The 25,268-nt window shown below is 54.3% G+C and carries 16 protein-coding genes; 12 read left to right on the forward strand and 4 right to left on the reverse strand.

Features of this window, described 5'->3' with window-relative positions:
* Window positions 1-498: 498 nt before the first annotated feature.
* Window positions 499-5,310 (reverse strand): choice-of-anchor D domain-containing protein, encoded by a 4,812-nt coding sequence (locus H7849_RS23750; RefSeq protein WP_186742947.1) that lies wholly within the window; start codon window positions 5,308-5,310, stop codon window positions 499-501.
* Between the two features lie 399 nt (window positions 5,311-5,709).
* On the opposite strand from H7849_RS23750, the gene H7849_RS23755 reads away from it, so the two are divergent.
* From H7849_RS23755 to H7849_RS23765, 3 genes are all read left to right on the forward strand, one after another.
* Complete coding sequence (locus tag H7849_RS23755; RefSeq protein WP_186742948.1) at window positions 5,710-10,926, forward strand: DUF7948 domain-containing protein; 5,217 nt, start codon at window positions 5,710-5,712, stop codon at window positions 10,924-10,926.
* A gap of 273 nt (window positions 10,927-11,199) precedes the next feature.
* On the forward strand, window positions 11,200-11,430 hold the full coding sequence (locus tag H7849_RS23760) for a helix-turn-helix domain-containing protein (RefSeq protein ID WP_186742949.1): 231 nt from the start codon (window positions 11,200-11,202) through the stop codon (window positions 11,428-11,430).
* An 85-nt stretch (window positions 11,431-11,515) separates the two neighbouring features.
* Window positions 11,516-12,472, forward strand: a complete 957-nt coding sequence (locus H7849_RS23765; RefSeq protein ID WP_186742950.1) for an MBL fold metallo-hydrolase — start codon at window positions 11,516-11,518, stop codon at window positions 12,470-12,472.
* A 19-nt stretch (window positions 12,473-12,491) separates the two neighbouring features.
* Here H7849_RS23765 and H7849_RS23770 read toward each other — a convergent pair whose 3' ends face one another.
* A complete protein-coding gene (locus tag H7849_RS23770) occupies window positions 12,492-13,001 on the reverse strand; it encodes a hypothetical protein (protein ID WP_186742951.1) in 510 nt (169 codons plus the stop codon).
* Window positions 13,002-13,103: 102 nt separating this feature from the next.
* A complete protein-coding gene (locus tag H7849_RS23775) occupies window positions 13,104-15,755 on the reverse strand; it encodes a VapE domain-containing protein (RefSeq protein ID WP_186742952.1) in 2,652 nt (883 codons plus the stop codon).
* Window positions 15,756-16,704: 949 nt separating this feature from the next.
* Here H7849_RS23775 and H7849_RS23780 point away from each other — a divergent pair.
* The 8 genes from H7849_RS23780 to H7849_RS23815 all read left to right on the forward strand — a co-directional run bounded on the left by H7849_RS23780 (window position 16,705) and on the right by H7849_RS23815 (window position 23,692).
* The gene (locus H7849_RS23780; RefSeq protein ID WP_186742953.1) at window positions 16,705-18,060 is read left to right on the forward strand and encodes a recombinase family protein; all 1,356 of its coding nucleotides are present in this window, start codon (window positions 16,705-16,707) and stop codon (window positions 18,058-18,060) included.
* Window positions 18,039-18,512, forward strand: coding sequence for a hypothetical protein (locus H7849_RS23785; protein ID WP_186742954.1), 474 nt, complete (start codon window positions 18,039-18,041; stop codon window positions 18,510-18,512). The genes H7849_RS23780 and H7849_RS23785 overlap by 22 nt, the downstream gene beginning before the upstream one ends.
* A 118-nt stretch (window positions 18,513-18,630) precedes the next feature.
* On the forward strand, window positions 18,631-18,957 hold the full coding sequence (locus H7849_RS23790) for a hypothetical protein (protein ID WP_186742955.1): 327 nt from the start codon (window positions 18,631-18,633) through the stop codon (window positions 18,955-18,957).
* 186 nt (window positions 18,958-19,143) lie between these two features.
* Complete coding sequence (locus tag H7849_RS23795) at window positions 19,144-19,479, forward strand: hypothetical protein (protein WP_186742956.1); 336 nt, start codon at window positions 19,144-19,146, stop codon at window positions 19,477-19,479.
* 674 nt (window positions 19,480-20,153) lie between these two features.
* Window positions 20,154-20,372: a metallophosphoesterase family protein gene (locus H7849_RS27675; RefSeq protein WP_432756557.1), complete on the forward strand. Its 219-nt coding sequence runs from the start codon at window positions 20,154-20,156 to the stop codon at window positions 20,370-20,372.
* Entirely contained in the window at window positions 20,369-20,950 is a 582-nt protein-coding gene (locus H7849_RS23805; RefSeq protein WP_186742958.1) for a hypothetical protein, read from the forward strand. Before H7849_RS27675 ends, H7849_RS23805 begins: the two co-directional genes overlap by 4 nt.
* Window positions 20,951-21,089: 139 nt before the next feature.
* Complete coding sequence (locus H7849_RS23810; RefSeq protein ID WP_186742959.1) at window positions 21,090-21,461, forward strand: VOC family protein; 372 nt, start codon at window positions 21,090-21,092, stop codon at window positions 21,459-21,461.
* Between the two features lie 236 nt (window positions 21,462-21,697).
* A complete protein-coding gene (locus H7849_RS23815; protein ID WP_186742960.1) occupies window positions 21,698-23,692 on the forward strand; it encodes a S9 family peptidase in 1,995 nt (664 codons plus the stop codon).
* 362 nt (window positions 23,693-24,054) lie between these two features.
* On the opposite strand, the gene H7849_RS23820 is transcribed toward H7849_RS23815, so the two are convergent.
* A complete protein-coding gene (locus H7849_RS23820; protein WP_186742961.1) occupies window positions 24,055-24,711 on the reverse strand; it encodes a hypothetical protein in 657 nt (218 codons plus the stop codon).
* A 335-nt stretch (window positions 24,712-25,046) separates the two neighbouring features.
* On the opposite strand from H7849_RS23820, the gene H7849_RS23825 reads away from it, so the two are divergent.
* The gene (locus tag H7849_RS23825; RefSeq protein ID WP_186742962.1) at window positions 25,047-25,244 is read left to right on the forward strand and encodes a hypothetical protein; all 198 of its coding nucleotides are present in this window, start codon (window positions 25,047-25,049) and stop codon (window positions 25,242-25,244) included.
* The last annotated feature ends 24 nt before the right edge of the window (window positions 25,245-25,268 follow it).

A 25,268-nucleotide genomic window follows, 5' to 3' on the forward strand; every position in this document is an offset into this window, starting at 1 on the left:
TTAATAAAAAGCGATTGGTGCCGAAGAAAGGATTAGCCAAGTCCTATTTCGCAAGTCTCTGCAACCAGATGGCTTATTCAGTTTCGCCCAATAACCATGCGGTTCATAGTCACTTTTGTCGTTGATTTTGACATACAGTGACCGTGATCAATGTACCGCAAATTTGATCAAAACGTTAGCCAGAAATTAGCCAGCATTAGCCAACGTTAGCCAGAAGTGGTTTCGAAGTATATCTTCGACCCCAAATTTGGGAGTGTACGCATAAGTTGAAAGGTCCACTCCAGCAAGCCCAGCCGACTTGAAGTCGGACCCCGTAATCTTGACCCAATAAGATGGAATTCCCTCGCCGTTTTTGACGCATCAGGTGAGAGTTCTTTCTAACGAGCACTTGCATGGATCGCTGACAACCCCGCAGGATTGCTGCCGAAGCCTTCATTAGGGAATTAGGAGGCTCTGCGTGACAAAACGGGGTGGTGCAAATCTGGCTATCCCTATCTTTCATTGCACTATTAGCGTCAGAGTCTGAGATGTGCTGACCATTCCTGCCGTTGCTGTGACTGTGAGCTTGTAAGTTCCGGCGGGGATGTAGGACGTTGTGGAGGGGGGCGGTGTATTGCTGCTACTGCTGCCTCCGCCGCATCCTATGGCGGCTAGAGAAATGAAGAGCCCAACTGTGCACAGGACGATGGGGAACCAGGCTCGTCTGCGTCTGAACAGTGGCAGCGATCCGAGAAGCAGGGATGCTATACCAGTGGCAGCCATGACTACTTGCGTAGCGTTGTTGAGGTATGCAGTGGTGCTGGATTGCGTGGTGACCTTTACCGCAAAAGACTGAGAGCCGCCTGGCATAAGAGCCAACGTCGTCGGATCGACGGAGCAGGTAGCGTTCTGCGGGGCACCCGAACAGGCGAGCGTTACTGTGCCGCTAAAGCCGGCACTGCCGGTCAGCACTAGACCGTATGTGGCAGGCTGCCCGCTTGGCACGGTGCTTATCGTCGACCCACCTTGACTGGTGCCGATACTTACTGATGGTGTCGTGCCTGTTCCGGTAAGTGAAACAGTCTGCGGGCTTGCGCTTGCATTGTCGGCAATAGACAAGGTTCCTGATTCAGCGCCTAAGGTTGATGGCGTGAATACGACTGAAATCTGACAGCTGGCATTGGCCGCGAGAGTCGTGCCGCAGTTATTCGTCTGAGAAAAATCACCTGACGAGGTGATACCAGTGATTGTGAGGATCCCATTGCCGCTGTTGGTGAGAGTGGTCTGGAGGGGCGCGCTGGATGTGCCCTGGTTCTGGTTGCCGAAATCGAGACTCGCGGTCGAGAGCGAGGCCGCCGCTGCCTGACCGGTTCCGGTGAGGGGTACGGTCTGTGTTCCATTCACGGCATTGCTGGTAATTGTGAGCACCGCAGACCGGGTGCCTGTGGCCGAGGGGCGAAAGGTGACATTCGTTTTGCAACTGGTTGCTCCACTTACAGTGGAACATTGGCCGGAAGCAATGCTGAAGTCAGCGGCATTGGTTCCGCTGATGGCGAGGCTGGAGACCGTGAGGTCCTGGCTGCCTGCGTCAGTAATAAAGAGGGGCAGGGTACTACTGGTTCCGTTTAGCACGCCGCCAAAGTCTAGGCTGGGAGTAACGTTGATGGTTGGCGGCGTATAGGCCGTTCCTGTCAGTGGGATAGAACTGCTCAGGGTGACACCGGGAGTGCTGACGTTAAGGCTTCCTGTCTGTGGTCCTGCGGCGGTGGGGTTGAAGGTCACAGACATGACACAGCCGTAAAAGCCGGGCAGCGGATTGGGGCAAGGATTGTTAAGAGTGAAGGGGCCGTCAACGGAAAGGGTATAGCTCAGAGTCTTTCCCGAGTATGGGTTCGAGATGGAGACGTTCTGGGCGGGGCTGGAACTCCCGACGAGATTGTTCGTGCCGAAATCAAGCGAGGTTGGCGACAACTCAACCGGGTAGACGCTATTGCCGAGAAGAGTAATGACCTGCGCGTTCGTCTGGTCTCCAAAGTTGATGGTCATGGTCCCGGTGCGAGCGCCGAGATCCTGCGGCTGGAACATGACATGCACTGTGCAGGAACTAGCCGCAGGTATGGAGCCCGCGCAATTGTCAGTCTCAGTGTAGTCAGGAAGAGAAAACGTGATGCTCGAGATGGGAACACTCACCGAAGAGATGTTCGTGAGCGTTTCATCGAGCGAATATCCGGAGCCGAGCACGGTTTGAGGCCATCCGAGTTGGAGAGGAGAAACAGTTACAGCGGAATCAATCTGGCCCGTACCGTTAAGCTGAATCGACGCAGACGCTCCACCGCCGATTTGCAGCGTCGCCGAGCGGTCGCCGTCAATGACTGGAGTGAAAAGAGCGGCAACAATGCAACTCTGCTGAGGCGCGAGGTTGGATGTGCAGGTGTTTCCGGCCAACGTGAATTCGCTGTCGCCGCTCAAAGAGACGCTCGGAGCATCCGCCTGCGCATTGCTTACGTTGGTGATCGTAATCGTGCGGTAAAAGGAAGGATTCCCGACCGTTTGTACTCCAAAGGGAATCCCATTCGTCTCCGAGACCATGAGTGGAGTGGAACTCGACAGAAACAGGGAGGGCACATAGTAGTAGTTCTGTATTCCGTTGTCATACGCCACGGATACAGAGCCGCCTCCTACCGTGCCGTCGGTCGGCTTCCAGACAACCTGGACCGTGCAATAACTGCCGGGCGATAGAGTGGGAATGCAGTCGTGTGTTTGCAAAAGAGTGCCTTGAGCGGCAATCGACTGCAGAGCAAGGTTGGCAGCTCCAAGGTTCCAGATGCGAAAAGGATGCGCGACACTTGAAGTCCCTGTTTGTTGCGGCGGGAAGTAAAGCTGCGACAGATCAAACCAGGGATAATCCGGTACCGGGTTTCCCACGGCTTGCGGGTCCAGATACGGAGTAAATGTCTGCACTGAGGGCGAAGCATCGCTCGTGATGGTGACAGAGCCTTGGGCCATCTTGCCATTCGCATCAGTAAGTGTGAATACGCAACTGGTTCCAGCAGGAACTGTGTTGCCACAGTTTCCCCAGTTTTTTGCGAGGCCGCCTGTAAAAGTGATGTCGCTGATATGAAGGTCTGCCGAGCCGACATTACGAAGGGCCAGGAACGGAAGCTGATATCCAAGGCTTATCTGCGGGTTCGCGCTGGGAGCGATTTTTGCGAAGAATCCCGCGCCCGTCGAAACGCATGCGCTTCCCAGATTGGCCTCTGTTGAATAAGCACTGCTCCCGACGACGATCAGATCCTGGCCCGAGCATAGGCCCGTTGACGTGAGTCCATTGCTTCCGCCAGGGTTGCCGGCCAGGTAGATGTTCCCCAGCGAATCGATAGTCATGGCGGTCGGGATCTGGGTGGTCGTATGCCCCCCGAAAGCGCTTGTTTCGACGGGTTTGCCAGTCTTGTCCAGTTCCAGAAAGACACCGCCGGTCACGACGTCAGAGACAACTGCATTGTTTGCCTGAATCGGATCGGATCCTGTTGAGCCAGCCGCGTAGAGGTTCCCCTGCGAATCGACGGTCATGGCGTTCATGAAGCCGTCTCCAAGGTAGGTGGAATAGGTTAGCGCAGTGAGGGACGGATTGAGTGCCATGGCAAACATTTGAGCGCTGCCATACAGTCCCCTACCTAACGGATGACGATATGCGTTGATCGTGTAGGGAAATCCATATGAGGTGGTGTCTCCGGCCAGATACACTGTGCCATCCGAACCGACGGCGATGCCGGAGAGTGTCTCTGGTGTTTCACTGCTTGAGTTTTCTCCACCGAGAAAAGAGCCAAAGAGTAGCGTCTTGCCATCGCTTGCAAATTTCGTCAGAAATAAGCTGCCTATTCCAGATTGAAGTTCGCCTTTGAGCGGAATAGATGACTGATAGTAATTGTTGAAAGAACCTGCAACATAGATGTTTCCGCTATTATCCAGAGCGATTCCAGTTGCGTTATTATTTGCGCCGAGATAGCTCGCAAAAACGTATCCCGTGCCTTGAGTGTTTAACTCCGCGTAAAAGGCAGAATTGCATCCAGTACAGACGCTCGCTTGATAGGAAGGCTGAAATGCATTCACTGTCTGGAGCGATCCGTCTGAAGCGAGCCCTGAAACAAACGCATTACCGTTTGCGTTGACCGTGATTGCTTTGGGCAGGATCTGACCGGAAGCAAGCAGCGTTGAGTAGGCCAACGCGCCCGTTGAGTCGAGCTTTGTAATGAATCCGGCATTACAGAAGCTGCCGCATGTGCCGAGATTCTGTGACGTAACCGGGAAATCAGTTGCATCTGTTATTCCGATCACGTAGGCGTTACCGTTCCCATCAACAGCGACCCCGCTGGCCGTATTGAAGGCGCTTGCCGGCAAGTAAGTTGAATAGAGGATGTTCGCGCCGGTGGGGTCCAGTTTTGTGACAACTACCTGCTGGCTGCCGCTTGAAGAGCCAGGCTGCCCGTTTACAACCGGGTAACTGTTGACAGAGGTATTGCCAGTCATTATGAGATCGCCATTGGCATCCGTTGCAATTGCTGCTACTTGAATGCTGCTATTAACGGCGAGCAGATTCGCGTACGTAACAACCGGATCGATGACGAGTTCCTTTGTGTGATCGTACGAACCGATCGCGAAGCCAATTCTGGAGGGAGAAAGCATCTGATAAGCCACCGTAACCGGTTTCGTTTTCGCACCGTCTTGCTGAAAAGCGCTTGGAGCGAGCAAGCGAAGGGAATAGCTGCCAGACGTAATCAACAGGCTACCGTCCTGTTGCGGCTGAATCTTCGAGGAGTCATTGAGACCGATTTGCAGATGCTCAGGATCTGTGCCTGCGCTCAGCTCAAAATCGTATTCGAGGCGGTTTGCCTTTCCGTGAAAAACGAGGTCGGTTCCCGGATAGATATTTTGATAACGGATCTGACGATAGAGAGGAACGTGGGCGATCCAAGCAGCTTGACTTCGCCCGTTGTAGTAGTTGACGAAACCACCTGCCGGAGACTCATCGCGAATTTGATCAGGCTTCGCGCCGGGAAAATACAATTCCACGGCGCTTGGTGCGCCGGCTGTCGATTGCACGATTCGCAGGCGATCCGCCATCAACTGGGCTTCGCCATCTGCAGTGCGGGCGATGTAGTGGACCTCGGGTGGTGCTTGTCCGCGGTTCGGTTCAAATTCCACCGGCAGTCCGTGTTCCATTTGTTGAGGCTGGGACAGGGGAAAGGTCGCAGCGAACAACGGCGGAGAAAGAAAAACTACCAGAGCGAGAAAAAGCATGCTCCGCTTTGCGGATGCAAACACATGCTGCATGAAGCCTCCAAAATCAGAGGTATCGGACACACACCGACAACCCTGTTTACTACGAACACTGCACAATGAAGATGTTGTTGGAGCGCGCTGTCGTTCGTGGCGGGGGAACCTTGCCTAAATCGCTGACACTATAAATAAAATCTGCCCCGCTCGCAAATTACCGAAGAAACGGGTAATGCCCCGAATTAGGACACTACCAAGAAACGCAGTACTTTGTGCCATGCCTGCATTCTGTAACTGTCATGAGTGCTTGTTCAAGCAGGGCTTGTAACGCTGGAGAAACATTTCCTCTGAATTGCCTCAACGGAAGAGCATAATGCTCGACGGCTCATTATTTGCTGGTCGGAATCGACGCATCTCGATTAATTTAAGTGAGTCACACCCATTTGGAGACCCCTGGTGAACGCGGTACGATCTGTACGTTTTTTTCTTTCTGCCCTTGTTCTTTTAATTTGCCTCCCCTCAAACAATGCGCTGGGCGCATCGCGCCAGAATCTATCTCTGCCACTGGTTTTCGAGGAAAATCAGGGACAGGCGTCGCAGCAGTATCGCTATCTTTCCCATCACAACGGAATGGATGCGATGTTTTTTCGAGAAGGGGTTGATTTTCTCCTGCCTGGAAAAAGCAGTGATCATCAGCGCCTGGGATTGCGGCTCATCGGGCCGGATAATGACTCATCAATGGTCGCAACCAATCCCCTGAAAAGCCACAGCAACTATTTGCTGGGTGCAGATGCTTCCCGCTGGATTCGCGGCGTTTCAAACTACGAGCGAATTGAATACAAAAGCATCTACCCTGGAATTGATCTGGCCTTTTATGGAAATGGCAGCGAGTTGGAGCATGATTTTCAGATTGCGGCTGGTGCTGATCCGTCCTCGATTGCATTTCGAGTAAGCGGATCGGAGCATGTCGAACTTTCTCATAAGGGAAATCTTGAGATCCGCGCTGGTAGCGAGACGCTGATTCTAAGAAAGCCGGTCGCCTACCAGATGTTCGCGAGCCTGCGTAAGGACGTGGATGCTGCATTTGCCCTGGAGAAAGACGGCTCTGTACATTTCCATCTCGGCGTATACGATGCTGCGCATCCGCTGGTGATCGACCCCGTCTTTACGTTCTCGACATACCTCGACGGTTCGAATGCAGATAACGTGACAGCAGTTGCCACGGATGCTGATCGCAACATCTATGTCACGGGATATACCAGCTCCACAGACTTCCCCACCCAAGCTCCGGTCTATTCGCAGGAAGCAGGGGGCAAAGATGTATTTATCGCCAAGTTGGATCCTACCGGCCATACGCTGATCTACTCCACATATCTCGGCGGATCGAACGATGACTTTGGTGGCACGATCGCTGTGGACTCTTCCGGGAATGCCATTGTAGGCGGAATTTCCAGCTCTACGGATTTCCCGCATGCGGGAGCAGTTCCGTCAGCCTCATATCAGTCGACGTATGACGCCTACTTTGTAGCTTCGTTGAAAGCAGATGGTTCTGGGTTTAACTATGTGGGGAAGATTGGCGGTTCACAGGGCTCCGCTACCGACGGCAACTACGGCAGGTTGGCGATCGACGGGTCAGGGAATGCCTACCTTGCCGGGGTGACAAGTGCCCCTAATTTTCAGATCACTACAGGCACGCTCTCATCGACAGTTCCTGGTTATCCCATTACCAGCATGTTTGTCCTGAAGGTCGACTCTTCAGGCAATCTGGTCTATTCCACGATAGTCCCAGGTAACGCAACGCCGGATCCTTCCGATCAGATGATCAATCTATTCCTACCTACAGGCATCAGTGTCGACGCATCAGGGCAGGCAATGCTCGCAGGTACGGCTGGCCTTGGACTTCCGACGACATCCGGAGTTGTTGCGCCCAACTTTCCAAATGCATATCAGAATGTAGTGAACCCTAGCTCTGGCTTTGTATTGCAGCTAAACGCCACTGCTTCGGCAATCAACTATGCTACCTATGTACCGGGAACCGATTCATTGGGTGGGATGACTGTCGATAAGAATGGGAACGTTTATGTCACTGGCGTCACAAGTGAATCTACCCTGCCAGTTACCGCAAATGCCTATCAGCAGAGTATAGTTCCTGGACCGAATTGCACTTGCAACTCCGGATATATCGTCAAGCTGAACGCTCAGGGAAGTTCAGTCCTGGCTGCTACGTATCTGAGCGGGGCGCCTTCACAAGGAAACGGAGGCACTTCGTTCAGCTCCATCGTGGTTGATAGCAATTTCAACGTGTTCGTAGGCGGTGGGACAGGTTCGTCGAGCTTTCCTTTGCAGAATCCATTCACCTCCCAACAGGAAACTGCCCCTTCTGCGTTGGATATGGTCCTGGCTGAGATGAGCCCGGATCTTAGCACTCTCGCATTCGGCAGTTTCCTGAGCGCAACGGACGGCATCTTTCCAGGGTCTACATTTTCTGCTCTCGCCGTTGATGCCGATAATAACCTCATCGTGGCTGGCACAACCTTCGCGAACGATTTCCCAACGACATCAGGCGCTATGCAGACGCAACCGCCGCCACCTCCGAATCCAAATACCGGCTATGCTCACGCTTTCATTTCAAAGATCAATATGGCAACAGCGGCGCCTTCATTCTGCCCGAGCGCATGGAGCGCGAGCTTTGGCCAGACGCCGGCAGGAAGTTCTGCCACTCAGACCGTGACCATCGTGAATTGTGGTAACGCGCCGTTCGATTTTTCCTCCATCACATCGTCAGCCTCGACCGTCAAGGCGGCGCAAAGCTGCGGATCGATTGCTCCGGGCGCATCCTGCCCGGTGACCCTAACGTTTAGCCCTGTTGACGACAGTGCTTTGTCAGGTACGGTCACCTTCGCCGACAATGCGGCAATTTCTCCGCAGGTGATCCAGGTATACGGCCAGGGAGTAGCTCCTGATCTGGAGCCGGCGTCGAATCCACTTGACCTCGGACATTTCATGGTCGGTACACAGGGTCCGTCAGTTGCGCTGAATCTTTACAACAGAGGAAACGCATCTCTTACGATCAGCAATATCGCGATCAGCGGCAGCGGCTTCTCAATTGCGCAAAATAACTGCACCGGGAGTATGTCGGGTGGATGCGTCGTTCAACTGATCTTTTCACCTCAAACAGCAGGTGTGCTATCTGGATCTCTAACGATTGCTTCGAATGATCCGGTACATCCGCAGTTGGTCGTGGCTCTTACCGGAACCGGCGATAGCACTTACAGTGTGCCTACTATCAGCTCTGTTGGAACTCAATATGGGCCGCCCCAGCAAACGCTGCAGATCAACAATGGACCGATTACCCTGCAGGTTAGCGGAGGCAACTTCTACCCGGCGTCTGTCATACAACTGAATGGCGTCTCACAACAGACTACATTTGGAAGTAACAGCCTGCTAAAGGTCACGATTGCTGCCTCGTCGTTAACCTCGCTCGGCGAAGTTCCGCTCACAGTTGTAAATCCTACCCCGGGAGGCGGCGAAAGCACTCCCTCGACCATCACTCCGTATCAAACGCTGCAAATTAGTCCATCGGCTGTAGTAGTTGTCCCAGGCTCAAATCTTTTGTATGTCGCAATTCCTGCATCGGCTATCGCCAATGCGAATACTATCCTGCCGATTGATCCTACGACGGGTACGCCAGGCACGCCGATTGCAGTTGGCAATGACCCGAGGCTGCTTGCGCCTTCTGATGACGGCAAGTATTTGTATGTAGCGCTGTTTGGCGATCAAACTGTGCAGCGCATCAATCTGCAAACGGAAGCAGTTGAACGTACATTTCCGTTTTCGCCCAATCCCTTCTGTCCGGGTTGCTCGACTCTTCCTGCTACCGATCTGCATGCAGTTCCAGGATCACCTCAGGAAGCAGTGCTGGCGCAAGGATCGATGATCTCGTTGTTTAACGACAACGGCCTTGTCAACTACATCCCGACCAGTTACAGCCAGCCGGCGATAACTGTCAACAACTTTGCTTTTGTTGGCAATCCACCAACGATCTATTCGCTTCCTTTTGTGGATGCTTATTTCTCGATCATCAACCTAGGTGGTTCGGGACTGAGCTATACACCGAATACGGCTACAAATCCTGGAGGGAATAACCCCCCAGGGGATCAAGTTGTTTCAGATGGAACGCTGCTCTACACAAGTGCTGGACAAGTGTGGGACCCATCCAAAGAATCTCAGGTAGGAACGTTTCCTGTTGACAAAACTGCATACTCAAGCCTGTTTAGTTTGACTCTTGATCCTGCGCCTGGAGCCATTTACGGAATCGGATCGCAACTTTATAACAATAGTTACATCGCCACGACAATTTCAGCGTTTGGACGCCAATCACTCAATCTTTTAAACACCTTGGTCTTCCCCCAAGTTACCTATCCGATCATCAGCAATCTCGTGCGTTGGGGATCAGATGGGTTCGCGTTTATGGCTGCTGGAGCGAACCTTACAGATCAGGAACTCTACCTTACGCGCAGCAGTGCCCTCACTTCCACTCAATCCAATCCTGTACCAGCACTGAGTTCCATATCGCCTGCCTCGGCAGCAGCAGGCGGCGGAGCGTTTACGCTAACCGTGAACGGAACCAACTTTGTCTCAAGCTCGACTGTGTCCTGGAACGGCACTGCGCTTCCGACAACCTATGTCAGCAGCACTCAGCTCACCGCAGTAGTTGCGTCTACAGATATTGCCCAAAGCGGGACGGTGCAGGTAACAGTGACAAGCCCTACGCCAGGCGGCGGTTCCTCAGTGGCGCAAACCTTCACCATCAGTCCGGTTATTCCGCCGGCAACTCCGAATGCGGTGTTGTCAGCAACAAGCATTGCATTTGGCAATATTGCGCAAGGTAGCGCAAGCGCAGCACAGTCGATCACCCTAAGCAATACAGGAACAGCAGCCCTTGCGATCGGTTCCATCGCCGCTGGTGGAGATTTTGTTGAGACAAATACCTGCGGAGCCAGTCTCGCTGCAGGTGCTGCCTGCCAGATTTCCGTCGTATTTACTCCTTCTACCGCAGAAGCGATCACCGGAGCCCTCACGATTACCAACAATTCTGCAAATAGCCCGCAGATAATCGCTCTCTCCGGTACGGGTGTTTCAGCGGTAAGCATTGGCCCAGCTATTGGAGGCTCGACTTCGGCAACAATCTCAAGTGGGGGAACAGCTACCTACAATCTTTCACTGTCTGGAGCTACGGGTTTCAGCGGAACAGTCTCACTGAGCTGCAGCGGGGCTCCGCAGAATGCCACCTGCGCTATTGACCCGACGAGCCTCAACCTCTCGTCCGGCGGATCAGCGAATTTCACGGTAACTGCAAAAACTACAGCTACACAATCATCTTCGATATTACCGGCTTCAAAGCTCCGTCTGGCAAGTCTCGGAGTGGCATCTTTACTCCTTTTGCCTCTTCTCCTTCAGATCAGTAAGGGTCGCCGAATCCTGAGCGGTTGCCTATTTACCGTAATTGCATTGTGCGCGCTTGCAGGATGTGGCGGAGGGAGTAGCGGCAATACTCAGCCGTCAAATCCCACGTCACCACCGACTACACCAGCGGGGACTTACACACTCACAGTCACTGCAACCACTGGCAGCACAAGCATCAAACAAAATCTGACGCTCGTTGTCCAATAGGGCCATTTGTGGACCGCCGGTCAGTCAGGTGCCTTAGTTGATGGGTTGGGTATTCCGCAGATGGAAACTCCACCTCTACGAATCATGAAGCCTGCTTAGCGGACTGTCCCTAGACCACAGCGAACGACGACTTCAGCTTGTCATTTGGCAAACATAGACTCAAGATACGGGCGCAATTCCAGGGAGTGGTTTCGAAGAATCTCTTCAGTCCTAAACATCCATTCTTGAAAATTCGAAGCCCTAATCTCCCCAAAATCTAGAAGAGTCGAGTGGATGAAGTATTTGCTTTCAGGGGGAAATCATATGACAGTGATTGCAAAGCTGAGAACGAAGCAGGGTTTGATGGATGCAAAGGAGGTAGCGCCTTTGTTGGACATGAATAAGGAAGTGCTCTACCGTAAAGCGAAAGCTGGATTGGTCCCGCACTTTCGAATTCTAGGACAAGTAAAGTTTGATCCGGTGGCGCTTGCGGAATGGCTGGAGGAGCGGCAAGTTCGTCCTTAGCGATCCACAGAGGGCTGACGAGTACTCTTTTAGCCGACTCAGCAGTTGTTCCCCAATTAACGGTTTCGATCGGGGATTTTTTCGCATGCCGGTGTTTAAGAACGTTGGAGTTCATATTTTTGCTGCGACGATTGGCTGCGCTGCAATCGTCGCAAGCGCACAGACGACATTTCAGAAACCCGCGTGGTGCCAGAAATTGCCCCGGCCTGAGTACTCGAAGTTTCAACGAATTGATGTCGCCGACACATGGTTTGAGGTCTACAGAGTCGCACCGGACGTCTTCGCGATCTATGAGCCGCACCAGTCCGAAGAGACGATCAGTTATATCATCGTGGGGAACGCGCGGGCTCTGCTCTTCGACACGGGAATGGGCATCGGCGATCTGAAGGCCCTCACGTCAAAGCTCAGTAGTTTGCCCGTGACCGTGCTCAATAGCCACACGCACGACGATCACGTTGGAGACAATTGGCAATTCGATACGGTGTACGGTATGGACACGGACTTCACCAGGCAGAACGCAAAAGGCTCGAAGGCGGGCGCGCAGGCAGAGATCGCTCCGGGGGAGCTATGCGGTGCGCTTCCAGCAGGCTTTAACCCCTCTACATATACAACACGGCCTTGGCACGTAACGAAGTGGTTGCATGACGGCGACAGTATCGACCTGGGCGGAAGGACGCTGGAGGTTATCGGCACACCCGGGCACACCCCCGATTCGATCTGCTTGCTCGATCGAGCCAATCGGCTTCTCTTTTCTGGAGACACATATTATCCCGGTCCCATCTGGCTCTACCGACCGGAAACGGATTTGGTCGCCTACGGCAACTCGGTGCGGAGGCTGGCTGCATTGCAGCCGCAGGTCAAGGTAGTTCTCGGCGCTCATAATGTTCCTGTTGCGCCGCCGGAGGTCCTTGGTGAACTTGCCGCCGCGTTCGACAAGGTTCAGGCCGGACAGGTGCACTACAAGGCCGCCGGTGAGGGTAAGGCCACCTACGAAGTAGGCGGCATCACATTTCTGATGAAGCCGCCGGTGATTGCCCGATAACCGGGGAATCCCCCACACATTAGCAGTCCAAGTCCGACAGGTCCTCGCATTCAGGGGCGAAACCATATTGGCGGATGAATTCTTCATGCAGCCGCCCCTCCTTCTTCAGGCGCTTGTTTTGTTCGAAGGCAATGTCCTGTTCGAGTGTTCTGACCCGACCAATAGCATATTCGGCGACCAGATACTTAAACCCTCCACTGTTGCAGACTCGGGGTACACTACGATGCCTAATCCACCACGGATTCTCGGAGCCCATGTGGTTATTTCCAGCGCGGAGAAAGTAGTCTAGCTCAATCGTGAAGTACCGCGGCATGTCGTGGTCCAGTGGAGTCTTCTGCCATTCGAGGAGCTTCGCCCATGCATTGGAGGTTCTGAAGCGTGTCAAGCCATGTGGATGTTCCTCGGCGTACCGACGCAACATCACCCCAATCCAGATGTTGGCCCACGCTTCATGGCCACATGCTGCTTGTGATTTCTCCCACACAGAATGCCACCATTCCCACATTTCCACCGCTTCTGGTGAGATCATGCCGCCCCGCGTTCGTCCGCGAAGCCGCTCACTGGCATCTGCAATGCGAAAACGTCGATTTTGGAATGTTTATTCTCGTCCTCGGTCATCTTGAATCGGCGCTTATAGGTCCGCGAAGACCTTGAACGTATAGCGTACGTAATTAGGATTTACCTTGCGTTTGCGGTCGTGATCGTGCTCTGAGATGACGGTCTGGAAATGATCGGACCACTCGTGCGCGGTGAAATAGCGGCCCTGCAACTCGGGCTTCTTCAAAAATAGCTCGAGCAGCAGTTCCGCAAGGACTTGTGTCTCTGCCGTTTGTTGTTCCTGCTTCTTCTCCGTGGTCAGGAGCATCTCGATCGCCTGATCGCCCCAGCCTTCGTAATTCGCGATCCGCTCGACGAATACCCCGAAGTCGGCCATTGAGAACGAGGTCTTGATTGAAGGATCCGTGTTGTGCAGGGCGAGCACACATGTAGAGAGGTCCGACAATAATTCAGACCAGACGGCTTCGCGCAGGGACATGAGGTTCGGAAGCAGGTGGTCACCGACAGACTGAAAGACTCGCTCGCCAGCTTCCTTCTGGCGCGGTGCGACCGGAATGACGAGGAAGCGGCGGGAGGTCGCGACCTCCCGCGTGGGATTGGCGTTCGTGGTGAGCATGATCGTGGCATCGCAGTTAAGTTCGATGACCGTAGCTGTGGTGTACAACTCACGCCGCTTGTGCTTGCCGCCAGTGGTGAGGTGCTTAAAGGCTTTTTCAACTTCTTTGGGTATAGCGTCCCATTCGTCGAATACCACAAACGGCACGCCTGTCATCAGTTCGGCCAGTTCTCTGGCCGTGCAAGGGGCGTTCGTAGCAGCGAAATGCTCACCTATAAGGATGTTTCCGAGAGCGACACCAAGGGAGGTTTTGCCGCCGCCACCGTTACCCTCCATCATCGGCACAGGACGGCTCTTCTGAGTTGTGGAGAAGAAGGTGGAAAGAATCCAGCACTTCAACAGTTGTTTGTAATGCTTGGGCCGCTCCGTGTAGTTGACCTTGTCGAGGACCGTGGTCCCGAGACGGGAGTCTGCTCGGTGGCGCAACGACCCAAGTGCAATCTTGCCGAGATCCATTTTGGGGTCGAGCCACGGGCGGGTCTGGGCTTCGGTGTCGTCCAGCGAGTAAGCGTACCGCTGCATCAGGACGCCGTCTGCACCGCTCGGGACTCGCTCAACAACGACTTTGCCGTTCACGACCGAGATGCGCACCATCGACCCTTCATAGCAATTGATGTACAGCTTTCCGTTCACCCAGGCCGAAATTGCGTACAGGGTCCGGCGAGGCGTATCGCGCTTGGCAGCCTCGATGTTTATCGCCTTGCCACATGCGTCAATCCAGTCAGGCTTGGAGATCCCGTACTGCCGCATCAAGGCATGAAAGGTGGGATTTCCCTTGCGCACTGGCACTTGGTCCGTCGTTAGGTCGTCGGTCTGGAAGAGCAGGAGTGCATAGCCATCCACATTGAAAAGTTTTGCCCGGCGCTTCAGGTCCTGGACGATGAGATCAGTAACCGCGATCTCCCGAGCGTTCGCTTCGATGTCGTCCGCAGTGAGGTACTCTGCAACCACTCCACGCATTGTTTCGATCTTAAGCGGTACGGCTTTAGCGCGTGAGAACACGTTGTCATACAACCGTTCGGGCGTCAGGTTCTTGTTCGCCGTGATGTAATCGTCCAGGTCCTTTGTTGGAGTGGTTGCGGCATGGCAGTACATTTTGGCCGCGACCGCCTCCACGAGTTCATAACCGCCGGGACGTCCGGTCGCAGGATTCACCTTGTCGTTGTCATAGACGACGAGAGGTTCGTCAGCACCAGCGAGCACCTTGATGCAATCGACGTCCGCACCGTTCTTTCCACCGACCGCGATTGCCGGGATGAAATAGTCGGGACCCCATCTCTCGACAGCCGCTCGCAAAGCGAGAAGATTGTGTTCTCCCTCAACTATGGTGAGTGCGGGCATTTCTTTGGACCATCCCTCTTCCACGAGGTACTTCGCATCTTGAGCACCGAATACACCACGCTTTCCGACACGAGGTTGGATCCGCATTACCTTCCGCTCTCCCGGTTCGGTGGTGTACTGGCGAACGTTGAGGGAGCACGGCTGACCGTCCGCGTCGCGATAGATATAGACGAGCGCATTGCGCCAAGCGGTGTCTTCGAGCCGAGGCAGAATGCCACGTACAAAATCCTCGAACTCCTTCTTGTCAGATTCGATCTTGCTGTTGATTTCCTCCATTTTGAATTTGGCAATCCGGGAAGCCTTTATGCCCTTACCTTGTGCGGCGGCCTCGATCTGCTTCGCCTGCTCCTGTCTCATGGCCGTGGTTTCATCCAATAACTTTCTAGCTATGATCACAAGGTCATTGACATACAAGCTATGGGGAATAGCGCCGAGATCCTGGTCTGCCATCCATTTGGGATCATTGGTTGGGAGACGCCGATGGTCTAGCCAGTCAAGAGCCTCAATGCAATTCGGCAAATGGACCTGGCAGCGGGAGGCGATACCGCCGATTAGGTAGATCGCCCAGTCATGATCTGGTGAACTGATGTCGCCACCCTGGACGCTCCAAAAAGCGCCGCACCCCCAGCACTTGGCGATGCCCTTTGATTCGGAGGCAGTGACCTTCCGAGCTTGGCATAGCGAGCAGATCATTTTGCCGCGTGTGTGCTCGACACCTGCCTGTGCGAGCACGTCGTATATGGTGAATCCTGTGGCTGGTCCAGTCATTATGGCGTCGGAAATTCTAGCCCCCTGTAGAGGAAATATCGCTGCCGACACTCCGGGCAGAATTATTGAAGCTTCTTTGTCGAATTATCTTTGCGTCGTCTGTACTGCGTCGTCTGTACTGCGGCGTTGCGCGGGACGTGCGAGGTGCACGCACCCGCACACACGCCCGCATCGCAATGTCACGATTCCATTGCATTTATGCAGGATTGCGGGTGTTGCGGGTGTCCTTTTTCAAAAAGGTTCTTCAGAAGAAAAATCAAAGGAGAGGTGAAAACCTACCAAGGGGAAGATGACTGGACGATTACGCCCGCCGCGCCCGCATCACCCGCCACGCAGGCTCGACACTAAGGGTGCATACAAGTCAAGATCAGCGAGAACAGGACGAACCACTCAAAAGATCGTGCTGCGAAAGCGGTTGCCATCGATGACACACCTCCAAACGCTTCGGATACACTCCAGAGACACGAGTGAATCGTCGCTCGCCGATCTCAGTCTCCGCTCCGGACAACTATCGCTTTTGACGCTCAAGGCAGTCTCCACAAAAAACTTCCCTGAAACTTCTCCGATTTAGCGCTCTGCTGGGCAGAGTGTAGTAGCACGCATTCCCTTGAGTACGCCGCATGGATTGTTGCTGCTTGGGAGGAAATCGACAATGGGACGCAAACGAAAAGGCAGTGTTTTGGAGATGGGCGACTCTGGTCTGCTGGCAGAAGATCGACCCTTGGTCAGGCAAGGGTCTCGTCCAGTTGATACTCTCCCCCGGCCTGCCGGACCAGGATGGCCTACGGTCAGTGGCCCGGGAATGGTTGGTGCCATTGCTCGTCCGTCAATTCTTTGCGGAACGGGGTATCGAGCTACCCGAGCGTCAAAACAAAGTAATTTCCAACAATCTGTCTACCCGGTTCTTGGCAAAGGAGCACGCGGCAAAAATCCGCGTGACTGAGACTATATGAGCTTTGCAGGTGCGACAGTAAACGGCCTCGGGGATTCACCGGGGAAGCGAGCAGCGGTCTATGCGCGTTTTTCAGAGAAGGGGCAGCGCGAAACCTCAATTGACGATCAGCTTAAGGAGTGCAGCGAAGCGGCGAACAAGAACGGGTGGGTCATCTTGAAGGAATTCGAACGGTTCGACAAGGCACGGAGTGGGAAGTCGCTGGTAGGACGTCGTGGATTACTGGAGCTTGTGGAATTGGCTGGGCAGAAGCCACGTCCTTTCGACGTCCTCATCTTCCACTCGACCTCACGGGCTGGCCGAAATCTTTCTGACATGTTGCCGCTGATCGACCTTCTGATCTTCTACGGGATCGAGTTGTACTTCGTTGACAACGATCTTCGCTCAACGAATCCGATGTTCCGCGACCTCTTCATCATGTACGGTCGCAACGATGAGCACTACTCGAAGCAGGTGGGGCACAACGTGAAGCGCGGTCAGCGCGGGCGAGTGCTGAACGGCTTCATCGGTTGTGCACGTACCTACGGATATAAGAATGTGCCGGTGGAGGACCGGGTGGAAAAGCACGTGTACGGTCGTCCGAAGGTACACGGGGTGAACTACGAGATCAACCCTGAGGAAGAGAAGGTGGTAGTTCGTGCTTTCACCATGTGCGCTCGCGGTATCAGCGCCTCTCAGATCGCCAAGACCTTCAACCGTGAGGGTATACCGGCACCGCTGGACGGCAAGAAGGGGAAGCGGCGGGTCTGGCATGTTGGGACGGTGATCCGCCTGCTCACGAACACGAAGTACATCGGCGTCCATGTCTACAATAAGCGCCAACAGGTCCGGAACCCGAAGACCGGAACCGTACTCATGGTCCCTCGGCCTGAATCCGAATGGGTTACTGTGCCGAAGCCCGAATGGCGCATTGTGAGCGACGAATTGTGGCATGCGGCTCAGGCAAAGCTTCGCCATAAGAAGTTCAATGGAAGAAGACGAGGCGGTTTCAATCGCTCCGACCGGAGTCGGCTGTACATCTTCAGCGGCACCATGAAATGCCGCCCATGCGGCGGAAAGATCAACATCGTCCAGGCGAAGAAAGAAGATCCTCTGTACGGCTGTCATCGCCATAGATTCAACGGCACCTGCGACAACGCGCTGCAGGTCTCCCAGGTGCTTCTGGAAGAGCGGTTGCTTGCGGCCTTGGCGGCAAATTTGGAAAGCCCGGAGATTCGGAAGGTGATCGTCGAGGAGTTTCGGCGCAGATGCAAGATGCCGTGGATGCGTACGAGGCAAGCTTGCGGAACCAGGATGCTATCGATGACATGCGGAGTCGGCAGAAGGTCCTCATGCAGGAGCGCGACAATCTGATTGCTGCAATTGCGCAGGGGGCGAAGTTCCAAGCAATCTCGGACCGGCTTGCTACGACCGTAGAGGAACTGCAGGCAATCACGGTTAAGCTGGAGCAGCCATTGGCCCCTCCACCGAAGGTTGCTTCAGAGGAGGATTTGAACGAGTTTCTCGCTCGCAAGCTGACTGACATCGCATCTGTACTTCGAAGCGATCCTGAGCAGGCCAAGCAGGAGGTCCAGAATCGCATTGATGAACTTTGGCTTGAACCCATTGAGACCGAAGAGGGACCAGCCTATCGGGTGACCGGAGACCTCCGCCTCTTGGCAACGATGGAAGATAGAAAGGTGAACTCCTTTTTGAAAACATTAGCCCACCATTCTCACGAATGGACAATGCCCGTCCCGGTGGTGATCCCGGGAAGACTGCCTGTCGCTCGCCTCGCTACGAAGGAGACGGCACTCGCTGCCTGAGCCAAAGAGTTCGCCACCGAGGCGGGCTGTCTGGGTTAGCCCCGGTCATGCACCCCGTTAACTCGATGAGGCAGCCCGGGACAAGCCGACTATCCGAATCCTCTATGAGGAGGACTTTATGGCTGCCAACGTCGAGTACAACTACTCCACAGACTGGGATCGCTCGATTTCAGAAACTGCGTCGCCGGTCGCCGAGATAAACCTGGGCGGCCACCAAGTTCATCTTTCAGACGCCGCTGCTCGCCTACGCCGACTCGACGCCCAAGTGGACGCGATCCGACTCTCGCTGATGGAGATGTATGTCTACGTAATTGTGTGCCAAGCTGAGACGCGACGGCGGGCGATCGACGCTTGCCTCGCCGCCGGTCTGCAGAAACTGCCAGTTGACCGACTGGCGGGCGAGGTTCATCGGGTCATAGCCGAGATCGTCGGTGAGGCACAGTAACTACACCAGCCAAATCAGACTGGAGCACTCAGGAAAGCTGCGAAGCGAAACGGCCACGTCGGCGTTCAGTGCGAGCCGGTTTCCCCATCAGTGGTTGACCGGTAATCGGGGCCGACCAAAAAAACCTTCGAGAAAGTTCTCCATTTTTGATCCCTACTGGGTAGATTCCAGTAGGAGGAATCAGAAATGATCGATCACATACTCGACCATCTGCATTTCGCAGACGAGTACGCCACTAACGCGGCCCGCATTCTGGCCGTGAACAAAAGGTCGAAGCGTCTGCGTGAATTCAGCCGTAGGTGCACCGAGGCCGCAGAACAAGAACGCGCCGCCGCAATCGGCCATGCAACACAATCTGGCATTGATCCGCTTGTTGTTACGGAGGAATACGCGACATGGCGGCGGCTGCGTCAATACCCGCTCGATGGCGAAGACACGCTCACGGTTTGCCGACGTGCGCTGGTTGCGGACCGTCGTCCACTACGGGCGTCCCAGCAGCCGCAATGTCCGGCGGGCCACTGAACTCCTGTATCTCGCGGAAGGAGGGCTCGGTCAAAAGTCGACCGGGCTCGATGGCGCTTCCTCTCCTGCTTGAAGACTCGTACCGATCCGGAGCGAAAAGAAATTTTCAGCCAATGTTATCCAACTTTCAGGGCTACCCGGCAGATTGCAGTATGGAGCAGGGGGCCGAGCCATAAGAGTAAATCGACAAAATCAACACCCAGACACAGTGAATGGTATGCGAAGAGAACGAAAGACGGGCCGATCCATCAAAGTCGCATCTAGTCTGCGACTAGTGCTGATTTCAGATACCCATGAGTTGCATCGTGAACTGGTGATGCCGCTAGGGGATCTCCTGCTATGTTCAGGCGACTTCACCATACTTTCGCGAAGCCTCCGCGCCATCGTCGATTTCAACGATTGGCTCGGCGGGCTTTCGTTCAGACATCGTGTGGTCGTGCCCGGCAATCATGAGACGTTCCTTCAGACCGACCCCTTGAATCGCTCGCTCCTAAGCAATGCGCTCGTCCTCATCAACCAAGGTGCCGAGATAGAGGGTTTGCGGATATGGGGAACTCCCCGTAACCGGCATTGGTCCCGCGTTCGGCGTAAGGTCGGCGGAAGAGCGCCGACGCTTTTACGCAAAGATTCCTGATGGCACGGACATCCTGATCAGCCACGGCCCACCATACGGCATTCTCGATACCGGTTCCGGCTCCAACATTCACCAGGGCGACCCGGAGTTGCTCGAAGCCATCAATCGCGTCCGGCCCAGACTGCACCTCTTTGGCCACATTCACCCTGGCTATGGGATCTACGAGTCCGAGCAGACGACTTTCGTCAATGCTGCGCTCCTGGGTCCAGGCGGCGACATCAACAATGAACCGATTACCCTGAGGATGACCTGCCGATGACCACCCATCTGTTTGAATTCGTCGCTCGGCCAATGCTGATTCGCCGAGCCCTTGCTGAGCACCAGACCTGGATCGAGGAGAAACTCGGGGTACCTCTGTCGGACGCCATCATCTTCGACCGGGTTGACAAAAACTTGCCCCAGGTCGGTCTGGAGAAGGTTCTGGCACTCACCGATATTGTGCGCACCGGCACTCCGGAGCAGCGGCGGCTACGGACGTTCGTTGCGGAGGCTGATGTGCCGCCCAATTATCCGCCGATGCTGAGACTCCGTCATAATGCGCCCAAGGCCGACAGCTTAGCCGCATTGCTTCAGCAAGATGACGAGCAAAAATTTACACGTTTTGAATGGGTCGATTGCCCGATCTCTTTTCGGTTGCACTATTACGATCTCACCTTGGTCGCCGTGAACGTGGCCTATATGGCCGGGCTCCCAACCCAGAAAGAATTCGTGGCCCGGATTCTCGTTGCCCGCCGTGACTGCGCGTCCCGAGTCGCAGAACTTCTAAAACTGCTCTACCGCCGCAGTCGCACGCCTCGCCAGTGTACGCTGAGTGGGGACCGGCCACTCGGAAGCTGAGCCGCCCAACGAGCGAGTCCTGCCGCATTCATTTCCGGAGGCCGACCATCCAGGTTCTTTCGGTCTATCGGTTTCGATGAATGTTTCTGAGGTTCGATGTAGACTGGCTGAGCTTAGCGACTCAAGAAAGACAACGTCGATGAACCGATTTCAACCAGACGGCTGGCACACAGTGACTCCGAGGATTATCACTTCGAAACCCGACGAGTTGGTTCGTTTTGTCAAAGAGGTTTTCCGTGGGCAGGGCGAGTTCCAGGTCAACCGTCCGGCGGAGATCCGTATCGGCGATTCGATGATCATGATCAGCAACGGGGATGGTCTTCGGGAGCCCGTGCCGGCCTTTCTTTATGTCTACGTTGAAAATGTGGATGAAACTTATCAGCGAGCAGTAGAAGCGGGAGCAGAAAGCCTGGAGATTCCGTCAGCCCTTCCGTACGGGGACAGAAGGGCGATGGTGAAGGACCTCTGGGGCAACCTGTGGCAGATTGCCTCGCGCAAGCATGGCACGTAGGCAACGGCTGTTTGCGGACGAGCCACAGACTAATCGGAAACTTGAGACTATTCCGATTGCCGATCTGGCATTCAAACAATCCAGCCAAAAAGCCTTATCAATTCTGACCTTCGGATCAAAATTAACTAGAAGCCGTGATAGGCTGGTGCCGTTATCAAGCTTCCGGACCCAGGGCTACGCTTGACGCTGATTTTCTTCCAAGCGAAGGTCTGTCCTTCTGACGATGGGAGGGTCATATGGAAAAGTGTCGTCCACTACAACTGTTGCTTGTCTTTGCCTGCGGCGTATGTGTGCCGCTGGCCGCATCCAGTGGTCCTGATGACCGTCAAATCACCGATCCCAAATCAGTCGTCTCCCCGTCGAATCCAGCGGCACACCCCGCTTCTATCGACGACCTATATTACACCCGGAGTATGTCTGGCGCGGCCTGGTCGCCTGACGGAAAGGAGATCGCCTTCACCAGCAACATGGCTGGGCGTCCCAACCTGTGGAAGGTGAATGCAAAAGGCGGATGGCCGATCCAGCTTACCCAGTCCGACGATCGGCAATACAGCGCGGTGTGGTCACCTGACGGCAAGTGGATTGTCTACCAGCAGGATCGCGGCGGCGATGAATTGTGGGACCTGTATGCCATCCCGAGCGAAGGCGGCGAGGTGATCAATTTGACCAACACGCCCGACATTCGCGAGGAAGGCCCAGTGTGGTCCCACGATGGAAAGACCATCGCGTTTGGCTATAAGCCGAAAGAGGGCTCGCAGTATGACATTGCTCTGCTTGACTGGATCACACACAAGGTTCACAAGCTGACTAATGAACAGCAACCCGGCTACTCCTGGAATGCTGTGGCATGGAGCCCTGACGACAAGACAATCTATGCGAACCGTGTGAACCCGCCCTTCACCGACGCAGATATATACAGCATCGATGTGTCCACGGGAAAAACGGAGAATCTAACCCCGCATCAAGGCACGGTGCGTTATCTGGCATCATCGCTTGCTCCTAACGGCCAAACGGTTCTCCTCACCTCCGACGCCAAAGGCGGTTATATGAATGTTGCTCTGCTCGATATCGCGAGCAGAAAGAGCACATGGGTCACAGATTCGAAATGGGAAGCATCCTCAGGAAGTTTTTCACCTGATGGGAAACGCTTCTCCTACGTTATCAACGGTGATGGGCTGACAGATGCCTACATCGCCGACACTTCGTCGAACCAGGCGGAGAAGATCGATCTAGCGCAGGGCCTGAACTCTTTCTCCGGTAATCCCAACGAGTTCGCGCCGCAGAGCGATCGCGTGATCGTGTCCCATGAAGCCTCCAACCAGCCGGGGGACCTATGGGTCTATGACCTGGCAAAGCGGCACGAAGAACAACTGACGTTCTCAGCGGTTGCCAGCTTGAGCGCTACACCACTTCCGCCAGCGCAGATCGTCCACTACAAGACGTACGATGGCAAAACGATCAGCGCCTTGCTCTGGATGCCGTTCAATCTCAAGCGCGACGAGAGCAATCCGGCACTGGTGCTGCCGCACGGTGGCCCTACCGGCCAGGTGGTCGACTATTGGAGTCCTCGTGTAGCGGCTCTGACCTCGCGCGGATACATCTGCATCGCCCCCAACCCGCGCGGGTCCACCGGCTACGGCCTCGATTTTCAGAAAGCTAATTTTCAGGACTTGGGCGGTGGTGACCTCAAGGATGAAATTGCCGCTGTGGATTTTCTCAAAACCACGGGTTACGTTGACCCGAAAAAAGTCGGCATCACCGGCGGATCCTACGGTGGCTTCATGACGCTGATGGCTATCGGCAAGGCTCCCGATATTTGGGGAGCGGCTGTCGAGGAATACGGCATCATCAACTGGTCGACGATGCTGAAAAGTTCTGACCCGTCGCTCAACGAGTACCTGAAGGCGGTCCTCGGCGATCCCGACAAGAACCGGAAAGTCTATGAGGAAGATTCACCGATCACTTACATTCGGAACGAGAAGGCACCCCTGCTTGTCCTGCAGGGGGGTAACGACCCGCGAGTGCCAAAGGAAGAAGCGCAGCAGGTGGTCGAGATCCTTAGGAAAGAAGGCCGCGTGGTCGACGTCCACTATTATCCGAATGAAGGTCACGGCTTCGAGAAGCGAGAGAACCAGATCGATGCCATCAAGCGGACAATCGCATGGTTTGACCAATATCTGATGGGGAAGAGCGGCACTCCAAATGACCCAACGGCACAAAAAGGACGGTGAATGCGCGGAGCTTGTTCTCTCTACTTACAATCTGCCCAGTAATCTCGAAAATAGCTAAGTTTGGCTGAAAATTCTTTTGCTCGCACATTGGCTTCACTCGAATCTGCGTAGCGCTGCCGGAGTGGATTGGAGAATAGTCCTGCTATGAGGACCAGTGCGAAACACATCCGCAACAGATCGATTACCGGATGACTTTTTCGGGAACGGCGCTGATGTCCAAGTCGCGTCGCTCTAATCGCACAGGGAAGAAATTCGGGGGTATATCAGTCCTGAAGAGTGTCTTGCATGTAACCGCCTAGCTCGCAGTTGGCAGAGTCCTTGGTCCAGACGGCGTGAAAATTGGAGCGGCTGCGGAATTGGCTCTAGCGGCTCTGTTCCCGATCATCCATGACGGATGCTTTGGCCGACTCTTTCTTGGTGCCGATTCGGCTCTTAGCGGATTTGCTCGCTGATGACAATAATTCACTGTAACTAGCATATCGAATCATTGCGGCATCCAATCCAGCCTTGATGGTGCTGTACAACTCATTTGGATATGGGATCCCTCGAAGGTAACTGGTGTCTATTTCAAATTCTTTCCATAGTTCCGCCTGTACCCTCTCTTGGGATACAGAACGCAGGTATGTATAAACAACTTCCGGAAGGCTGCTCCCATCAACCAGATAAAGCTTGTCCTTCAGGATTTGATTAACCTGCTCGTGCAATGGGAAGAAATATCTGGTCTGAAAGTAATCGATAATTTTGGTCCGATCGTGCGGCGAAACTCTTCCCGCAGAGCCCGCACCTTCCAGCAGGCTAAACTGCACATGGTTCATGATTACTACTTGATTAATCAAATTAAAAAATGGGCCATAGAACTCACTGATTTGTCTTTCGAGATATTTGACCTCACGCTCAATTTTCTGCGTTGCTTCTTCGCGACGCTTAGTCAGGAAACTCGTCACGAACCATCCGACAATGGTCACCAATGCCGTCAGGCTTGCTATGTTAGGTAAAAGATACCAAGGCGAGGCAGTCACTGTTTATGTCTCCGACATCCGACACTGAGTTGCTCGTCAAAATCATCGCAATGAGCATATATAAATAGCAAGTGCAAGCTGAGCGAGTTCTTTGAAAAACATTAGCCCACCATTCTCCCGAATGGGCAATGCCCATATTGGTGGTGATCTCGGGAACACTGCCCGTCACTCGCGTCGCCACAGTGGAGGCGGCACTCGCTGCCTTACAAAAGGGATTGGGGACTAAGACTCCCAGAACCTGACTATCAGTTTCCTCTGTTAGGAGTGCTCTTCGTTGCTCAAATGCACACAGAGTCGAAATCAGTAGGTCGGTCGCCGACTGGGAGCAATCAATCATGAAGAATGTTGATGAGGTTATTGCAGAAATAAGGACGCGCTTCGACAAACTGGATGCGGCAGCAGCAGCCATACAAGTGTCATCGCTACAAATACGGCAATGCGCTACAGGCATCTGCATCGCCGCTGATGCCTCAAGTCCGCCCCCCAAAGAATTGAAAGCAGAACTTCATCAGGTCATCACAGTTGCTGATTGAAGCCGAATGACAACTTGGTCCGCA

The sequence above is a fragment of the Alloacidobacterium dinghuense genome (assembly GCF_014274465.1).
GTDB lineage: Bacteria > Acidobacteriota > Terriglobia > Terriglobales > Acidobacteriaceae > Alloacidobacterium > Alloacidobacterium dinghuense.